The organism is Vibrio kasasachensis, from assembly GCF_050337565.1.
GTDB classification, from domain to species: Bacteria; Pseudomonadota; Gammaproteobacteria; order Enterobacterales; family Vibrionaceae; genus Vibrio; species Vibrio kasasachensis.
On record NZ_JAKJTB010000011.1, the window covers coordinates 346,052 to 364,428 of the forward strand.

General features: G+C 43.1%; 18 protein-coding genes. 13 read left to right on the plus strand and 5 right to left on the minus strand.

Annotated elements, in window-relative coordinates; genetic code table 11:
- Nucleotides 1–140 precede the first annotated feature (140 nt).
- Nucleotides 141–926, minus strand: coding sequence for a DUF4344 domain-containing metallopeptidase (locus L4C38_RS08480; RefSeq protein ID WP_428797102.1), 786 nt, complete (start codon nucleotides 924–926; stop codon nucleotides 141–143).
- A gap of 325 nt (nucleotides 927–1,251) precedes the next feature.
- Between L4C38_RS08480 and L4C38_RS08485 the strand changes: the two genes are divergently transcribed.
- A complete protein-coding gene (locus L4C38_RS08485; protein WP_428797103.1) occupies nucleotides 1,252–1,608 on the plus strand; it encodes a YibL family ribosome-associated protein in 357 nt (118 codons plus the stop codon).
- A gap of 98 nt (nucleotides 1,609–1,706) precedes the next feature.
- Here L4C38_RS08485 and L4C38_RS08490 read toward each other — a convergent pair whose 3' ends face one another.
- Nucleotides 1,707–2,342 carry a helix-turn-helix transcriptional regulator gene (locus L4C38_RS08490; RefSeq protein WP_428797104.1) on the minus strand — a complete coding sequence of 212 codons (636 nt, stop codon included), beginning with the start codon at nucleotides 2,340–2,342 and terminating at the stop codon, nucleotides 1,707–1,709.
- 558 nt (nucleotides 2,343–2,900) lie between these two features.
- On the opposite strand from L4C38_RS08490, the gene L4C38_RS08495 reads away from it, so the two are divergent.
- From L4C38_RS08495 to L4C38_RS08510, 4 genes are read left to right on the plus strand one after another with little or no spacing between them, the layout of a single operon-like run.
- Nucleotides 2,901–3,530 carry a hypothetical protein gene (locus L4C38_RS08495; RefSeq protein WP_428797105.1) on the plus strand — a complete coding sequence of 210 codons (630 nt, stop codon included), beginning with the start codon at nucleotides 2,901–2,903 and terminating at the stop codon, nucleotides 3,528–3,530.
- A 14-nt stretch (nucleotides 3,531–3,544) separates the two neighbouring features.
- Nucleotides 3,545–3,895, plus strand: a complete 351-nt coding sequence (locus L4C38_RS08500; RefSeq protein WP_428797106.1) for a carbon storage regulator — start codon at nucleotides 3,545–3,547, stop codon at nucleotides 3,893–3,895.
- Nucleotides 3,896–3,926: 31 nt separating this feature from the next.
- Nucleotides 3,927–4,574, plus strand: coding sequence for a C39 family peptidase (locus L4C38_RS08505; protein ID WP_428797176.1), 648 nt, complete (start codon nucleotides 3,927–3,929; stop codon nucleotides 4,572–4,574).
- A gap of 2 nt (nucleotides 4,575–4,576) precedes the next feature.
- Nucleotides 4,577–5,134 carry a hypothetical protein gene (locus tag L4C38_RS08510; RefSeq protein ID WP_428797107.1) on the plus strand — a complete coding sequence of 186 codons (558 nt, stop codon included), beginning with the start codon at nucleotides 4,577–4,579 and terminating at the stop codon, nucleotides 5,132–5,134.
- A gap of 204 nt (nucleotides 5,135–5,338) precedes the next feature.
- On the opposite strand, the gene L4C38_RS08515 is transcribed toward L4C38_RS08510, so the two are convergent.
- Nucleotides 5,339–6,334 carry a transporter gene (locus L4C38_RS08515; protein WP_428797108.1) on the minus strand — a complete coding sequence of 332 codons (996 nt, stop codon included), beginning with the start codon at nucleotides 6,332–6,334 and terminating at the stop codon, nucleotides 5,339–5,341.
- A gap of 328 nt (nucleotides 6,335–6,662) precedes the next feature.
- Nucleotides 6,663–7,832: an amino acid permease gene (locus tag L4C38_RS08520; protein WP_428797109.1), complete on the minus strand. Its 1,170-nt coding sequence runs from the start codon at nucleotides 7,830–7,832 to the stop codon at nucleotides 6,663–6,665.
- Between the two features lie 468 nt (nucleotides 7,833–8,300).
- On the opposite strand from L4C38_RS08520, the gene katE2 reads away from it, so the two are divergent.
- Nucleotides 8,301–9,737 (plus strand): catalase KatE2, encoded by a 1,437-nt coding sequence (gene katE2 / locus L4C38_RS08525; protein ID WP_428797110.1) that lies wholly within the window; start codon nucleotides 8,301–8,303, stop codon nucleotides 9,735–9,737.
- A 160-nt stretch (nucleotides 9,738–9,897) separates the two neighbouring features.
- Here the strand turns inward: katE2 and L4C38_RS08530 are convergent, their stop codons facing one another.
- On the minus strand, nucleotides 9,898–10,803 hold the full coding sequence (locus tag L4C38_RS08530) for a LysR family transcriptional regulator (protein ID WP_428797111.1): 906 nt from the start codon (nucleotides 10,801–10,803) through the stop codon (nucleotides 9,898–9,900).
- Between the two features lie 138 nt (nucleotides 10,804–10,941).
- Between L4C38_RS08530 and L4C38_RS08535 the strand changes: the two genes are divergently transcribed.
- From L4C38_RS08535 to acnD, 7 genes are all read left to right on the plus strand, one after another.
- Nucleotides 10,942–11,247 carry a monooxygenase gene (locus L4C38_RS08535; protein ID WP_428797112.1) on the plus strand — a complete coding sequence of 102 codons (306 nt, stop codon included), beginning with the start codon at nucleotides 10,942–10,944 and terminating at the stop codon, nucleotides 11,245–11,247.
- Nucleotides 11,248–11,416: 169 nt separating this feature from the next.
- Nucleotides 11,417–11,794: a hypothetical protein gene (locus L4C38_RS08540; RefSeq protein ID WP_428797113.1), complete on the plus strand. Its 378-nt coding sequence runs from the start codon at nucleotides 11,417–11,419 to the stop codon at nucleotides 11,792–11,794.
- 149 nt (nucleotides 11,795–11,943) lie between these two features.
- The gene (locus L4C38_RS08545; RefSeq protein WP_428797114.1) at nucleotides 11,944–12,513 is read left to right on the plus strand and encodes an SOS response-associated peptidase; all 570 of its coding nucleotides are present in this window, start codon (nucleotides 11,944–11,946) and stop codon (nucleotides 12,511–12,513) included.
- A 251-nt stretch (nucleotides 12,514–12,764) separates the two neighbouring features.
- On the plus strand, nucleotides 12,765–13,469 hold the full coding sequence (locus tag L4C38_RS08550; RefSeq protein WP_428797115.1) for a GntR family transcriptional regulator: 705 nt from the start codon (nucleotides 12,765–12,767) through the stop codon (nucleotides 13,467–13,469).
- 12 nt (nucleotides 13,470–13,481) lie between these two features.
- Nucleotides 13,482–14,378, plus strand: a complete 897-nt coding sequence (prpB, locus tag L4C38_RS08555; protein ID WP_428797116.1) for a methylisocitrate lyase — start codon at nucleotides 13,482–13,484, stop codon at nucleotides 14,376–14,378.
- Between the two features lie 119 nt (nucleotides 14,379–14,497).
- Nucleotides 14,498–15,625 carry a bifunctional 2-methylcitrate synthase/citrate synthase gene (gene prpC, locus L4C38_RS08560; RefSeq protein ID WP_428797117.1) on the plus strand — a complete coding sequence of 376 codons (1,128 nt, stop codon included), beginning with the start codon at nucleotides 14,498–14,500 and terminating at the stop codon, nucleotides 15,623–15,625.
- 135 nt (nucleotides 15,626–15,760) lie between these two features.
- Entirely contained in the window at nucleotides 15,761–18,370 is a 2,610-nt protein-coding gene (acnD, locus tag L4C38_RS08565; RefSeq protein ID WP_428797118.1) for a Fe/S-dependent 2-methylisocitrate dehydratase AcnD, read from the plus strand.
- Nucleotides 18,371–18,377: the final 7 nt, after the last annotated feature.

Sequence of the window (18,377 nt, forward strand, 5' to 3'; positions counted from 1 at the left end):
CTATTATGTTAAGTGTTTTATCGGCAGAGAACTGTGAAGCTTAAGGCTTAAACTTTAAATTTTATCTTAAGAAACCTTTTGTTGTAGGGCTTGGCTATGAGTGGTGTTTAAATAAAACAAGTATCACAGAAAGTGCTTTGTTAAAAATATGATGCATTTTCACTTGTTAAATAGTGATGCCAATTTTTACTAATGGTTTGAAAGTGATACACGCAAAATTCTTTTCGTTCGATTAGTTGTTCTGGTTCAATTTCATCGAGTAACTCGGCGTATTTTTCAGGGTTGCTACCATAAACCAAGCAAAGTGTTGAAAAGTAGCGTTGCAAATCAAAGCTGTGTTCATCAATGTATTCATCCGCTTGGTAATAATCAGGTCTGTCTTGAGATTCAAACGCGAACATATCTGCGGCACTAATGGTCGAGTCATCGCCATTGTCGACATACTCAATCATGATTATGGCTGCGAAATTATCGACGGCATCTTCCTCTTTACCTAATACAGGGATGGCTTGATCTTCTATATACGCATGTCCGGTCTCATGAAGTAGCGTGTGCAGAATTGTATCGATCGCTCCTAATTCAGCAGTGCGACTGAATTTGTCTTCATAGTTGTTTTTCTTAAAGTAATTAAAAGCTTCGGTATAGAAGCTGTAGGGTATGAGCACCGTGTGGATTTCAGGATCATACAAGGGTCCTTCTTCGCCGCCATATTGAATAGTGAGATTGTTTTTGAATGGAAAATGCTCTTTAGCAAGTTCGATGATCAGCGAATTGATTTCACTATCAACGATAGCCTGCTTTGCGTGAGCATCATTTTTTGAATCTGCAGGTAGGTAGGTAACGTGTACAGCGGCACTGACGGAGAACACACCGAACAAACACCAAGCGACGATGACCTGCTTAAATGCAAGCAAACACTTATTCATAGTCTGGCCTTCTTTATCTAACAAGAATATAATTTGCGATATCTAACCATGCCAGTTTAGCTGAGGAACAACATCTATACCCGTCATACTTGAAGTTGCAGCGGTGTTGGCTGTGTTCGTGCGGCCCAATCACATAGTTCACCTATGCTCAGGGGACTTTCTTACTTGCCGTCTACCTGCACCTTCAAGTTTCTTGAGTATATTGAATGTTGTGTTTGCGAGGTGACAAACTAGCTCAAAAATAGGGCGTTAGATTATAATTAGGGTGGTACAATTGGGTGTGGTACACTCGCCGCCCTTCAATATTCGAGAGAGACAAATCGCTATGAGCCTAAAGCAGGAACTTCAACAACTTCACAACCGTCTTGATGCTGCACAGCACAAACTTGAGGCAGCTAAAGGTCGTGGTGATCAAAGCATGATTACTAAGTTTACTAATGATGTAGATACACTCTCGAAGAAATTAAATTCACTACGTGGTAAGCAAGATTACAGCGACAACAAAGAGCGTCGTACTCTGCAAGATATGCCATTTTCACGTGAAATCACCAAAGAAGAGCAAGCGGATCTAGGCAAACTGAAAAAATCAGTCAAAGGCTTAGTCATTGTTCATCCAATGACAAAAATAGGTAAGCAATTGCGCCTAGACGCAATGACGGGTTTTGCTCCTAAGAAATTCTAAATCTATCGGTTACTGATGCAGAGCGAGGCAATGGTGTTATCGCTTTGTTTCACCCCTAATCTTCTAAAGAACTGCTGATTTCCCCTGCAAAGAGCAAATTATTCTGACGGCGAGTTATTGTTATGCATAGCTTTGGTTATGTGCATTGCATCTTTGCGTTTATGCACATCAAGCTTTTTGAATATCTTGTAAACATGTGACTTTACTGTACTTTCGGAAAGATAGAGTGAGTTTGCGATTTGTTTATTTGATTCTCCTGATGCGACATGATCCAGTATCTGCCTTTCTCTTGATGTGAGCGTTTTGTACAACTGACATCTTTCAAGATTTGGGTTCCTTCTTAGCATCACCAAATTTTCTAAGCATTTTCTTGGTAGCCATAATCCCCCATTTAGTATGTATCTAACGCTCTTGTAGAGATGTTCGATAGGGGCACTATTCAATAATATTCCTCTGAGAGATTGCCAGTAGGCAAATTCGCATTGGGTTGACTCCGGTGGCATGTTGTAAATCAAAATATCAAGCTTGAGAAGGTCGAAATTAGGTAAAGTATTACTGGCGATCATTGGCTGCAACTGCTCAAAATCGACTAATACCAGAGCAATGGTAGATTTTTCAGATTGTAATACTGAAACAACGTCGAGATGAATGTCGAGATTTTGAGTAAGTTGCTGTTCCATCAAACTTGTTTGCAATGTTTTTTCAGACAAAATCACGACGTGTTCATTCGACATTACCACTGCCTCCGAGAGTAATTACACATAGTATCTCAGCCCATAACTGAACGAGGTTCGAGCATAGAACACGTAAAGTATATTCAAGATTTACGGTTTAGTTAGCCATTTCATAAGATTTACTTACTTAAATATCAATAAAGCCTAAGCATTTGGTTTAGTTTGTTACAGAGTGTGCTAAACATAGTTTCATTACTATTTAACTAATCTCTTGAGTTATAGTTATTTTTATATCTTAGATATTTTTTGCAGTTTTTTGCTGCGTGAAAAAGTCTGGTTTAGGCTCCATAAAGGATGGAGCTTTATGTAATACGAATACCGATATGAGCTTCATACTTTACTCATCTAAACGCCTTATTTCATCTGTAACTGCATGTTTAATAGCAAGATAAATATCTTGTGTTTATGTTCATTTTTCAAACCTCAATCTGTTTCCTAAAGCTTGTCTCAATTTTGAGACTTGTGCTTCTGGATGCCTACCTATAATCGAGTTGCTCAAGGGCGTTTAAAGAGCATTAAAAACTAATTCAGACACGGATACACAACGGAGTGAATGTTATGAATCTTAAAAAAACAGGTATTGCGATTGCAATGGCAGCAATGATGATGAGCGGTGCGGTATTGGCTGGTGGCGGTGGTTACGGTGGTGGTCACGGCGGTGGTGGTACTGATACGGATATTGATGTATTGAGCAACAATGATCTTGGTAATGGTCCTGGTCATGATAATAACGATATCACAACCAATAACGGTAATGATGATAATGATATCGATACCAACAATGGTAATGATGATAACACTTTTGTTGTGATCAAAAAGTCTAATGACGGTAATGATGACAACCAATTTACTTCTAATAACGGTAACGATGATAATACTTGGAGAAACAGTAACAACATGCTCGATGCTAGTCATAATTTAAGCTTCGAAGTTGATATGGTTTTGGCTAAGTCTGATCTAGACGGTCATATTTCAAATACATCTGTTAAATATGGTGAATCAGCAAGTTCGGGTTACCACCACAGAGGTTGCAATAAATGCGCTGGTGCGGGTGTGAAAGTGAATAACACTAACACTATGAAAGGCTTCAATAATGCCGCTGGTATTACGACTGTTGGTCAATCTGCAGGTGCAAACTCAATGGTTCAACAATCTGTTGTTACCAACGCGACTGTGCAAACTAACTAACTCTGGAGAATGTCATGCGCTTAGCACTAATAGTAATAAGCAGCTTACTCGTTGTTAATGCTTATGCTGAAGATCTGGTGCTGGCAGACGACTATGAGCTATCTATGGATTCCATGGATAGCTCACGAGGTGGTCAGTATATAATTGAAGGTGACCAATATAATATCGATCTCGATAGTATTTCCGCATCTTCGGAAGTGAATGGTTTAAGCCAAGGCAATGTTGCTACCAATACCATAAACGGTAACAACCATATTGGCGCTGGTGCATTAGCCTCCACTTCTGGTGTTACCAATGTGATACAAAACACGGGTAACAATGTACTGATTCAAAACTCTACAGTCGTTAACCTGACACTAAAATGATATGGTTTTTTTGCGAATCTTAGCAATGTGGATGCTGATTATATCAGCATCCTCTAATGCATTAACTTACATGCCTAGCCGAGGTGCGTTCAACGTTCCGGTTAAAAGCTATATAGAAGTATTGTTCGGAGATGTTATCCGCCAGCAATATGATTTTAGCTGTGGCTCGGCGGCTGTTGCGTCTTTGCTTACCTACCACTATGAACACCCAGCAAACGAAGATACTATTTTCAAAGTTATGTACGATCTTGGTGACCAAGAAAAGATCAAAAAAAGCGGCTTCTCGCTGCTCGATATGAAAGAGTATTTGGAAACACAAGGCTTCAAAGCGGATGGGTTTAAAGTACCATTGGCAAAAATGCAGCAATTGGGCGTACCCGGCATTACATTAGTTAACTTTGATGGCTATATGCACTTCGTGGTTATCAAAGGGATGAATAGTCACTCAGTTATATTAGGCGACCCTTCTCGGGGAACCATTCAGATGAAGTTTGCTGAATTTGAGCAGTACTATTCAGGCATTGTACTTTTGATTCGTAGCCACGTAAAAGTTGCCAGAAACAGCTACGTATCTGACGACAATTACTCACTATATGCCCCCTCTCCTGTTGAATCTGGTGTAGTACGGGACTCTTTGGGGGTATTTAGTACAACACTACCCGAACGTGGGGAGTATTAGACATGTTCAGACAAACATGGGTGATAAGCGCTGTATGCGCGTGCTTAACCGCTCCGGCGTACGCCTCTTATCAGCTAGATAGTCTTAAGCCACTTGAGAACCAAGAACTATCGAGCTATCGAGCTGGTTTTTTAGGTGATGACTTCATGGTCAATATTGGGCTAGATATAGCAACCTCAATCAATGGTGAAACGCTGTTTAATAACCGCATAGCCAATCTGTTTTTTCAAAATGGACGATTAGTTGCGACCCAGCCTGAGGTAGTAGAACCGACGACTACAATTGTTCAGGTAGGGGGAGGGAACTCAGTCTCTCTACCAAACAGTACTCTGGTTCAAACCCCTGAGACAACGCAACCTCAGATCAATGTAAGTCAAATAACGGTACCCTTACCAAGCATTACTCAAACGGCAATCAACCGTGTTATTCAAAATTCGTTGGATGATACTGTCATTGGCTTTGAAACAATGATCAACATTGATGCTCAAGTGAATGGTACTTTAAGACGTTTGGAGAGAAGCAATAAACTTCAGCAATCGCTTCAATTTAACTTTAACTAATCCTTAAACATAACCCCTCAATATGACATGTGCCAGCGATTCGATAACCGCTGGCACAGCTACGCAAGCTCAATACCCGTCATACTTGAAGTTGCAGCGGTGTTGGCTGTGTTCGTGCGCCCCATCACATAGTTCACCTATGCTCAGGGGACTTTCTTACTTGCCGCCTACCTGCATCTTCAAGTTCCTTGGGTATACTAGAAGTTAGAAGCTAAATGGGATACGAACGTTTAGTTGGAAGTCAGGAGTATCTTCGGTTAACCCTGCTTGTGCACTGATGTTTAGAGCGGTAGTAGGTGAAAGTGCATAGTTAATACCAAAGGTTAGAGAATCAAGTTGCAGCAACTTCGCCTCATCATCTGTCCTTCCATTAACCTTACTTTTGAGGATAGTTTGATGGCTTAGACCAATAGAAAGCGACAGATCCCGATTGATGGCGAAACCTAAGCCTGCACCTAGAGAAATAGTATCACCTAAATCGATTTTTGCATTTTCACCGCTTATATCAAAATCGTTTTCAAAATTATAAATATAAGAAAGACTGGCGAACAAAACTGCTGGGTCGGTAGGGTAAATCATTGATACACCGGGTTCAACGCTCCAAAAGCCAGAACCTGTCGGCGCCTTGTTCAACACGTTTGTAAGTGGGTCAACATCAATCTCATAAGGTGATTTACCCGTATCAGATTTAACTCGCAAGCTACCTATCCAGTAGGGGGCGGTTTCGAAGTTAAATTGATGCCTGATAGCGAGCTCAACATCACCGATACCACCGCCATCCAAATCCTTGTTGATGGTTTCATCTGATGCGCCACTACTGATTGGACGTGCTGAAATTTGGTCATTTCGATACACAAAGGGTATCCGCACTTCCAGTTCTGTTGCATTGGTTAAGCCATAGCGACCAGTAAAGCCTGCAGTAATGGTTGTTCGGTCTGAATCACTCACCTCGATAAGTCCAATTACAAGTGCGGGCAATACGGTATAACCCACAATGCTGACTTTATTGGATGAGTTCTGTGAGTAATTGAGTGATGCTTCTACACCAAATTGACCCGCTGGAGTTAATACACCTGGTCTGTCAATAACATCGGCGACTGTTTGTGCTCTTTTTGCATCAGTTGCAGGGTCTTGCGTTTCTGCAAAAAGTGGCTGAGCAAGTAACAGAAGTGGAAGCGAGTAGAGTAGAGGTTTTGCCATTTTATCGTCCTTTTTTTCTTTGGCCCCTCTTTTAATTAGTTCAGGAATATCACTCTTGCCACCTTGGTTGTAAGGTTATTTTTCATGAGTGCATATGTTTTTTTTGAGGATTACTCGCTTGTGACTGATAAAAAAGAAGATTCTATACAGAGAAGTATTGAACAGTCAGTTCGCTCAAATTTAGGAAGAGTTCTATTTATTGTGCGTCTTATTAGTGAGACTAATTGTTAGCATATATTGGTTTTTTAAATATGTTCGCGTATAGCTAAATGTTTGATAAAAAAAGAGAGCCATAAGGCTCTCTTAATAAAGCAAAGTTTGATTCTGGTTAACCCATAAACCAAGAAACAAATATTAGTGCACCAAACATAAAGGTGGCAACTAATGCAGGCTGCCCACCACTTGCGGTGTAAGTTTGCTCCTCGCTATGGTGAGCATGGGCAAAATCGGGTCTACGCACCTTAATGACCATTGCAAGTGGTCCCCATATCGCGAGGAAGACCAATACCATACCTGCGTAATCCAGCATGCTAATAAACTGATTGGCAAATAGTGTTGCTAGTATCAATGGCAGGATAAATGTCAGTACGTATGCCAGTGCTGAGTTATTGGTTACAGCGTCTTTGTTTTGATCGTATAGCGCCATTGATACCCCCAAGTATGAGGTGATCAGGGCAAGCGCAGAGAATATAGCAACGACACTTTTAAGCATCGTTGTCTCAGCGTCAAAAGCCGCAATGAGTTGCGAGATATTTTCAAACTGGCTGACGGCATCAACACCTAAGTTGCCGATGACAGCAAATAGCCAAGTCAAATAACAAATTAGAGGAATAATCGAGCCGAGTAGTACCATGTTGCGGATTTGCTTGGTCGTGGCGTCTTGGTTATAGCTAACCAATGATGGGATCACGACCATTGAGGCAAAACTGGTAAATATTACGGCGCTGTATTGCACTACATCATTGGCTGTGAAGTCGCTTTCTTGGTTTAAATTTGCCCACTCAATATGGTTAAACAGAGAAAAAATAACCACAAATAACATTGCGACCATCAAGATAAATAGACCGCGATTGAGCTTATCGATGTAGGATTTGCCCGCAACCACGACTAAGCCCATAACTAGGCTAAAGACTGTGTAGCCTGCAAAGGGGGATAGATTGATCCCTACCTCAAGCAACATGCTATGGAGTAAGTCACCAATCCCGATTATGTAAGCGATCATCAAGCAAGCTAGCAGCAAATAAAAGAGTAGGTTCATAAAGTGCATGCCTTTACGCCCTAGAGTGAAATAAGCAATGCTGCTCATGCCGGTACTTTGTTTGGTTTTTGTACACGCTTCGGCTAATAGTAAAGCCGCATAAGTGGTGCCGAAGAAGATCACGAACATCAACCCAGCACTGACAAAAAAGCCAAACTGAGCCAACACCATCGGAATCGCCAACATACCTGCACCCAATGCAGTTCCTGACAAAATCAGCGAGCTGCCGAACAACTTCATGTTCAAAAGAAAAGACCCTTACTGAAAATAATTCCAGAACAACGTGTAAAAATTTGTTGCCAAGACTAGCAAATAATTCTCTAAAAACCGCATAAAAAAATTTTATCTTTGGAGATAAATTTTCTAATGCATTATGAGCAATTCGGGATTAAATTCAACCTAAAAGTACTTAACTAGTGTTAAATCAATCAGTTAATTATTTCCCGTTGTTGTTTTGGTAAATTTAACGGTTAATCTGTTAAAAAAGTCATCACCAGTATGTGCTTGTTTTATGTAATAGATTGGTTAGACAAATACCGAAAATTAGCTTACCCCTTTGTTTTTAAATGAATTAAAACCATCGTAAAAACCTATTGTAACAATACGCATAAGTGATTATATAAATTGTTCAAGTGGGTCTAATCTTCAGAGGTAGATAAGGCGATTGCCAAAAAAATACCCAATAATCTCTCTGGAAGGAATAAAGCGATGAGTAAGAAACTGACTACTGCTGCTGGCTGTCCTGTTGCACACAACCAAAATGTGATGACTGCCGGTCCTCGAGGACCACAATTACTACAAGATGTGTGGTTTTTGGAAAAACTAGCGCATTTTGATCGTGAAGTTATACCTGAGCGCCGTATGCATGCCAAGGGCTCGGGCGCTTATGGTACTTTTACAGTTACTGAAGACATCACCCAGTATACAAAAGCGAAAATTTTCTCTGCAATAGGGAAAAAAACTCAAATGTTCGCTCGCTTTACTACCGTTGCTGGTGAGCGTGGTGCAGCCGATGCTGAACGTGACATTCGTGGTTTTGCACTGAAGTTCTATACCGAAGAGGGTAATTGGGATTTAGTTGGTAACAATACGCCAGTTTTCTTCCTTCGCGACCCATTAAAATTCCCCGATCTGAATCACGCAGTAAAACGAGACCCTCGTACTAACATGCGTAGCGCAACCAATAACTGGGATTTCTGGACATCGCTACCAGAGGCTTTCCACCAAGTAACAATCGTAATGAGTGATCGTGGTATTCCGGCTTCTTATCGCCACATGCATGGCTTTGGTAGCCATACATTCAGCTTGATTAATGCTGACAATGAGCGTTACTGGGTTAAGTTCCACTTCAAAACTCAGCAAGGAATCAAAAACCTGACTGACCAAGAAGCAGAAAAGATAGTAGGTCAAGATCGTGAAAGCCATCACCGTGATCTATATGAAGCGATTGAGCGTCAAGATTTCCCTAAATGGAAAATGTACGTACAAATCATGCCAGAGTTGGAAGCCGATGAGGTTAGCTTCAATCCATTTGATTTGACCAAAGTGTGGTCGCAAAAAACCTATCCATTAATTCCTGTCGGTGAATTTGAGTTAAATCGAAACCCTGAAAACTTCTATGCGGAAGTGGAGCAATCAGCATTTAATCCAGCCGCCGTCGTTCCTGGTATCAGTTTCTCACCGGATAAAATGCTGCAAGGTCGTCTCTTTGCCTACGGTGATGCACAACGTTACCGCTTGGGCGTCAACCATCATCAAATTCCAGTTAATGCACCACGTTGTCCGGTACATAGTTACCATCGTGATGGTGCCATGCGTGTCGACAATAACCATGGTTCAACCATTGGCTACGAGCCGAACTACCAACAAGAATGGGCAGAGCAACCTGATTACTCTGAGCCACCAATGCGTATTTCAGGCAATGCAGATCACTACGACCATAGTGTCGATGAAGATTACTTTAGCCAAGCAGGCGATCTATTCCGCCTTATGAGTGAAGATCAGCGCCAACAGTTATTTAGTAATACGGCTAGCTCATTAAATGGTGTGCCAGAGTTTATTATACAACGCCATATAACTCATGCTTACCAAGCGGATGAAGCCTACGGAAAAGGTTTAGAGAAAGCTCTGGGCATTAAAAAATAATGCCGAGTGACAGCACTCAAAAAGGCGCTTTATGCGCCTTTTTTACGGTTTATACCCAAGATACTTGAAGGTGCAGGTAGGCGGTAAGTAAGAAAGCCCTCTTAGCATAGGTAGAACCATGTGATTGGGGCGCACGAATACAGCCAGCACCGCTGCAACTTCAAGTATGACGAGTATATATTCTTTGTTGAGCGTTAGTACGCAACAATTGATAAAACGCATGGGCTGCTGGGCCAGTGTTGGCACCTTTAGGGAGAGTGAGGTGCAACGAGACTTGATAACGCTCTGATTGTTCGATGTTCACTACGGTTATATTGGGATTTTTCCGCTCATTTATCATGTGCATTGGTAAGCGGCAATATCCAACACCTTGCTCAACAGCACGAAGGGCATGATCAAAATTATCCACCGTTATACGTTGTCTTGATTTCAACCAACCCACATCGCGTTTGTTGGTGGCTGAGTTGCCCAAGTCACGTACCACAATTTGGCAAGTAGTCGCAAAATCAGCCAAGCACAGTGATTCTTTTCCAGCGAGAGGGTGGTGGCTAGCCACCACCGGGACCATGGTTGTTGTGCCAAAAGCTTCCGCTGGGTAATTGGTGATCGGTAAGTTGATGATGGCAATATCGGCTTGCTCACTCACCACCATATCGGTGGTTTTACTCAACGACGTTTCAACTATCTGAATGGAAGTTGCACTATTATCGGCTAAGAAGCACTGCATTGGTTGGTAAAGCCAGCAGGGGTTGCATAAGTGGTCAATGGAGATGGTAATTTGCGATTCAATACCACTGCTTAGTTGTGTGCTGATCATCTCCAACTCATGGGCTTGTTCAAGCATTGAATCGGCGCGTCGCAACAAAGTTTTACCGTGCTCAGTCAATACTGCGCGTCTTCCTTGTATCGCGATCAGCTCAATGCCTAGTTGCTGTTCGAGCTTTTTAACCGAATAGATCAGCGTGGTGTGGCTTTTATTCAGCGCCTGAGCGGCAGCTTGTATGCTGCCAGCTTGGTCGATGTAATGCAGCGTTTGCCACTGTTCTAAAGTCGTTTTAAGTCTCATTGGTCAGTTTTCTTGACAGTTAATGGCAAAATTATGAACTTTTTTGTCGAAAATATAAAGGTGATAATCATCTCATCGACAACAAGCCAGTTGGCATTCGTTGTTAAGGCGTATTAGACAAATTGAGGAATAACGACCATGGTAAAACTATTACAAGTTGATTTTGATTTTCAAGGACCGTTCGGCGAAGAGATGACACAAGCAATGACAGGCTTGGCTGAGTCAATCAATCAAGAGCCGGGAGTCATCTGGAAAATTTGGACGTTGAGTGAGAAAGACAAGCTTGGTGGAGGGATTTATTTGTTCGAAGACGAAGCAACAGCGACTGCGTATTTGGCAATGCATACCGAGCGCTTAACTCAGATGGGTATCAGCAATATTCGTGGTGTGATTTTTGATATTAATCAGCCACTAAGCGCAATTAACCAAGCCCCACTACAATAAAGTAGTATTCTCAATTAACAGTGTAAATTACTATCTCCGTCATACTTGAAGTTGCAGCGGTGTTGCCTGTGTTCGTGCGTCCCAATCACATAGTTTACCTATGCTCAGGGGACTTTCTTACTTGCCGCCTACCTGCATATTCAAGTTTCTTGGGTATGGATTTAAAATTATGAACAACCAAACATTCTTAACCATACATGGTGCTATCTACACCGTGTTTGCATTGGCACTTTTTTTCGTTCCTAGCCTGATGTGGCCTGTGTATGGTGTGGAAATTAACGATAAGTATGCGTATTTCCTCTCACAACACACCTCTATATTCCTTGGTGGTGTGGCGGCTGTGAGCTTGATGATGCGTGGTATCGAATCCGGTCAAGCTATGACGCAGATAATCAAAGCATTGTTAATTACCAACGTGCTTGGTGTGGTGATCACAACTTATGCCGGTGTAACAGGAATTTTTGTTGGATTGGGTTGGAGTGACCCTGCATTCTTTTTGTTGTTGAGTGTGATTACGTTTTTACAACTGAAAAAGCAGACGAACTGATAAACGATTATCGACCTATTCACGATTTTGCATTTTAAGCCTCAATGTATTGAGGCTTTTTTATACCCCGAGATTATTGAGCACTACACTGATTTTATATGTTGAATTCTTAATTAGGCTTAATCACTGAAGACAAAGTGGGAGGCAATATGTGTGGACGGCTTAATATCACCGATGATCCTCTCACTCGACTGGTGTCGCAGTTGTTAGGTATTCATTTTGTCCCTCACCTGAGTGCAGACTTAAAGCCCAGTGAAACCGTTTCAACCATTATTTTCCAAAATGGCGGTTATCAGCAATGGGATGTGCCATGGGGAATCAAACCCAGTTGGGCGAAAAGGTTGATCATCAATGCTCAAGTTGAGAGTGTGGCGAATAAGGCGACTTTTAAGTACGGCTTTGCTCATCAAAGAGTGGTTGTGCCTTGTTCTGGCTGGTATGAATGGCGAGAAAGAGCAGGCTCTGGCATCAAAGAAAAATATTTATTCCGCAATCCGGATAATTCGCCTTTGTATATTGCAGGTGTGATTGTCAACAGTAACAACTTAGTAACCTTAACAACAAAACCCAACTTACAATGTGCTCAGTACCACCATCGCATGCCATTTTTAGTACCGGAGATCGGAATTTACCAATGGTTGACAGCGGCTGAAGAAGAGGCAATGAACTACCTATCAATTCCGCATCAATCCCTTGTAAGAATTGAGTTGCAAGGCTAATTGTCCTGTTGGTTTTTTTCTTTTCTATCTAGCGGTTCTCGACTATCAATCGGCTTGTTGTAATTGGCGAGAACAAGCTTGGTTTTCATCCTGCCATCCGCCTTTTTAGGTATTATACCTTAGTCTAAATTGTCGACAATCTACTTGATTGTCGACAATATCATGGTCTATTTTATATTTAAGTTAATAAATTGTTGACATGTTGTATGCGAGAGGATGTCGCATTACCGTGTGCCAATCGAGAACTAAATATGAATAGTGAAGCCAAATTCGAATTGAAAAATCGACTTAACGACAAGGAAAGCACCAAGTCAGTCACTCTTGCAGAAGTATTGGTCGAAGCCATAGTCAGCGGTGAGTTGGTTTCAGGTAGTAAAATATCAGAGCCAGAGTTAGCCAAACGGTATCAAGTAAGCCGCGGTCCTTTGCGTGAAGCCATGATGCGTTTAGAAGGTCTTGGCCTGATTGAGCGTATTGCTCACGTTGGTGCACGCGTTATTTCTTTATCGCCGGAGAAACTGATTGAGCTATATGCGGTGCGCGAATCGTTAGAGGGAATGGCCGCTCGTCTTGCCGCTCGCCATATTAGTCAAGATGAGATCCTCACATTAGAAATTCTGCTTGCTAAGCATTCCAACCATATCGATCAAGTTGAAGGGGCTTCTTACTTTCATCAAGAAGGTGATTTCGACTTTCACTATCGAATTATCAAAGCCAGCCGTAATCAAAAACTCATTTCACTGTTGTGTGATGAGTTATACCACTTGCTGCGTATGTACCGTTACCAATCACCTCGCGCTCAATCTCGCCCCAAAGAGGCGCTAAATGAGCACAAATATATTCTTCAGGCGATACGTAATCGCGATGAAGAATTAGCAGAAATGCTAATGCGTCGCCACATTTCAGGCAGCCGCAAACTTATCGAGCAACAAATCTTACTTGTTGAAAATGACTAGAAGGAAATCGTCATGAGTTTATCTCCGGGGGCGAAGTTTCGACTCGCTGTAGAAAACAATAACCCGCTACAAATTGTCGGTACGGTCAATCCATATTGCGCCATGATGGCGAAAAATGTCGGTCACCAAGCCGTTTACCTCTCTGGTGGTGGTATCGCCAATGCTTCTTACGGTTTACCCGATTTAGGTATTACGACACTAAACGATGTTTTGGTGGATGTTGACCGTATTTCAAACGCCTGTGACTTACCGCTATTGGTCGACATCGATACTGGCTTTGGTGGAGCATTTAATATTGCTCGCACCATTAAAGCAATGGAGAAAGCCGGTGCAGCTGCGGTACATATTGAAGATCAAGTTGCGCAGAAACGCTGTGGTCACCGCCCAAACAAAGCGATTGTTAGCCAGCAAGAGATGGCTGATCGCGTTAAAGCTGCGGTTGATGCTCGCAACGATGACAGCTTTGTCATCATGGCGCGTACAGATGCGCTAGCGGTTGAAGGTATGGACCAAGCCATTGAACGTGCAATTGCTTGCGTGGAAGCGGGTGCTGATATGATATTCCCTGAAGCAATGATTGAGCTTGGACAATATGCTCAATTCTCAAACGCACTGGCAAAAGCGACAGGAAAGCATGTGCCTATTCTCGCCAACATCACCGAATTTGGTCAAACACCTCTTTATGGAAGTGAAGAGTTGGCGGCAGTGAATGTGGATATGGTGCTCTATCCACTGAGTGCCTTCCGCGCGATGAATAAAGCCGCGGAGATGGTCTATAAGCATCTGCTTCAAGAAGGAAATCAAGAAGCGCTAATAGACTCGATGCAAACTCGCAACGAGCTTTACGCACATCTGAATTATCACGATTACGAAAACAAGCTAGATAAGCTGTTTTCGCAAGGGAAGTAATAACCTCAGGAAGCCTAAGAGATATTTTATCTAATTAATCTTAACTAACGTGAAAAAGTCATCACTGCAAAAAATCGCTTCACAAGAGAGCAAGCAGTCAGACAGAAAAGGAGTTCAACATGCCGTCGAAAGAATTAGGTGGCGCAGGTCTACGTGGCCAAAGCGCTGGTAGCACTGCATTATGCACTGTCGGTCAATCGGGCACAGGTCTAACTTATCGTGGTTATGATATTACTGACTTAGCCAATAATGCTCAGTTTGAAGAAGTCGCGCATCTTTTGTTGCGTGGGCATCTTCCTAATCAACAAGAGCTCGATAGTTATAAAACACATCTACTGAATTTACGTGGGTTACCACAACCGCTTAAGCATGCGTTAGAGCTGATTCCTGCTGATGCGCACCCAATGGATGTGATGCGCACCGGGTGTTCGTTTTTAGGTAACTTAGAGCAAGAGAATGACTTTTCTCAGCAGCTAAACGCGACAGAACGTTTGTTAGCTCTTTTCCCTGCGATTATCTGCTACTGGTACCGATTCAGCCATGATGGTGTGCGAGTTGATACTGAAGATCACTCACAAGACTGCCTTGGTGGCTACTTTCTTAAGCTGTTAACTGATAAAGAGCCAAGTGAGTTGCATAAGCAAGTTATGCATTGCTCATTAATCTTATATGCAGAGCATGAATTCAATGCCTCTACGTTTTCTGCGCGTGTCTGTGCCTCAACTTTGTCGGATCTTCACTCTTGTATTACCGGTGCCATTGGTACCTTGCGAGGTCCTTTGCATGGTGGTGCGAATGAGGCTGCGATGGAGATGATCGAAAACTGGCAAACGCCGGATGAAGCAGAAGCCAACATCATGCAAATGCTGGAGAACAAAGACAAGATAATGGGATTTGGTCATGCTGTTTATCGTGAAAGTGATCCACGCAACGCGTTAATTAAACGTTGGTCCAAAGAGTTGGCAGCGGCGGTGGGTGACACTCACCTATATGCTGTTTCTGATCGTGTTGAAGCAGTGATGAAGCGCGAGAAGGGCTTGTTCTGTAATGCCGATTTCTTTCATGCATCGGCTTATCACTTTATGGATATTCCAACCAAGCTGTTTACACCAATTTTCGTTATGAGTCGACTAACCGGTTGGGCTGCACATGTATTCGAACAGCGTGAAAATAACCGCATTATTCGTCCAAGTGCTGATTATACCGGCCCCGAGCATCAAGAGTGGGTACCGATCGAGCAGCGATAAATTCGCTCAGGCTGCCTCTTAATCACATTTTGAGAGGCAGTGATATCTAAATCATTGAAGTTGGGAACAACCCCTTATTGCTTTGATGAAAAGACTATCTTCGGGTAAAAACACAACAATATTGGAAGTAAGCCCATGAGTATTAACAGCCAACATCGTAAACCTCTACCGGGTACTGTGCTTGATTTTTTTGATGCGCGTGAAGCGGTAGATGCGATTACCCCAGATTCCTATAGAAAACTGCCTTACACCTCACGCGTACTTGCTGAGCAGTTGGTTCGCCGCTGCGAGCCACATATGCTGGAAGCGAGCCTTAAACAGTTGATTGATCGCAAACGTGATCTCGATTTTCCTTGGTACCCAGCACGAGTAGTGTGCCATGACATTCTTGGTCAAACCGCGTTGGTTGATTTAGCGGGTCTGCGCGATGCAATTGCTGACCAAGGTGGCGATCCGGCAAAAGTAAACCCAGTAGTCGAAACACAACTGATTGTCGATCATTCTCTTGCCGTTGAACATGGTGGGTTTGACCCTGATGCTTTTGAAAAAAACCGTGCGATTGAAGATCGTCGTAATGAAGATCGTTTTCATTTTATCGAATGGTGTAAAACTGCGTTTGAAAACGTCAGCGTGATCCCTGCTGGCAACGGCATAATGCATCAGATAAATCTCGAAAAAATGTCACCGGTGGTTCAGTCCAAGCAAGGTATAGCGTATCCAGACACCTGCGTTGGTACTGATAGTCATACACCGCACGTAGATTCGTTGGGCGTGATAGCGATTGGAGTTGGTGGGCTCGAAGCAGAAACGGTCATGCTTGGTCGTCCATCAATGATGCGCCTACCAGATATCGTTGGCGTGAAACTGACGGGTAAACGTCAGCCGGGCATTACCGCCACTGACATTGTGTTATCGATTACCGAATTCTTACGTAATGAACGAGTGGTCTCTAGTTACCTTGAGTTTTATGGTGAAGGAGCACGAGCTTTAACCATTGGTGATAGAGCGACCATCTCAAACATGACGCCGGAATATGGCGCCACTGCGGGTATGTTCTATATCGATGAGCAAACCATAAATTACCTTAAGTTAACCGGTCGAGATGATGAGCAAGTTGCACTGGTAGAGAATTACGCTAAACAAACAGGTTTGTGGGCGGATGATCTGGAAGCTGCCGAATATGAACGGGTACTAGAATTTGATCTATCAAGCGTAACTCGCAATATGGCCGGTCCTTCTAATCCACATCGCCGCTTACCAACTTCAGAACTGGCAGAGCGCGGCATTGCTGGTGAATGGCAACAAACCGATTCACAAAATCCTGATGAACTCCCCGATGGCGCAGTCATTATTGCTGCTATTACGTCATGCACCAACACCAGTAACCCACGTAACGTCGTGGCGGCCGGCTTGTTGGCGAAAAAAGCCAATGAACTCGGTTTAGTTCGCAAACCTTGGGTGAAATCTTCATTTGCTCCAGGTTCAAAAGTGGCCAAGCTTTACTTAGAAGAAGCGGGTTTGTTAAGCGAGATGGAAAAGCTAGGCTTTGGTATCGTTGCTTATGCATGCACTACCTGTAATGGCATGAGTGGTGCTTTGGATCCAGACATTCAACAAGAGATCATTGATCGCGATCTTTACGCAACCGCAGTGCTTTCGGGTAACCGAAACTTCGATGGTCGAATTCACCCGTATGCTAAACAAGCGTTTCTTGCTTCGCCGCCTTTAGTGGTTGCCTATGCATTGGCAGGCACAATTCGCTTTGACATTGAACGCGATGCGTTAGGCACCAATGCACAAGGTGAACTGATCTACTTAAATGATTTGTGGCCAAGTGATGAAGAGATTGATGAAGTGGTGGGCAAATCGGTTAAACCTGAACAGTTTAAACAAGTCTACATTCAGATGTTTAAACTTGATGATAGCGAACGCAGCCCAAGCCCACTTTATGATTGGCGCGAAATGAGTACTTACATTCGCCGTCCTCCCTATTGGCAAAAAGAGGGGGAGGGTGCGCTTGCTGGTGAGAGAACTCTGTCAGGCATGCGCCCATTGGCGATATTAGGTGACAACATCACCACTGATCACCTTTCGCCTTCCAATGCAATTATGGCAAGCAGCGCGGCAGGCGAATATCTTGCCAAAATGGGCTTGCCAGAAGAAGACTTCAACTCCTACGCAACCCACAGAGGTGACCACCTAACTGCGCAGCGCGCCACTTTTGCTAACCCTAAGCTGTTTAATGAAATGGTTAAGGAAAATGGAGAAGTCGTCCAGGGTTCAATGACGCGCATTGAGCCGGAAGGCAAAGTGACTCGTATGTGGGAAGCGATTGAAACCTACATGAACCGCAAGCAGCCATTGATTATTGTCGCAGGTGCTGACTATGGGCAAGGCTCATCACGTGATTGGGCGGCAAAAGGTGTACGCCTTGCGGGTGTAGAAGCGATTGCGGCTGAAGGTTTTGAGCGTATCCACCGCACCAATTTAGTTGGTATGGGGGTTTTACCGCTGCAATTTAAAGCTGGGACTAACCGTGAAACACTTGAGCTAGATGGTACGGAACTCTATGACGTCATCGGTGACATTGCTGCGGGGGCTGATCTGGCGTTGGTGATCACTCGAACTAACGGTGAAAAAGTCGATGTAGCGGTGACTTGTCGATTAGATACAGCTGACGAAGTTCAGGTTTATCAAGCTGGCGGCGTATTGCAACGTTTCGCGCAAGATTTCTTAGCACAATAGGAGGTGA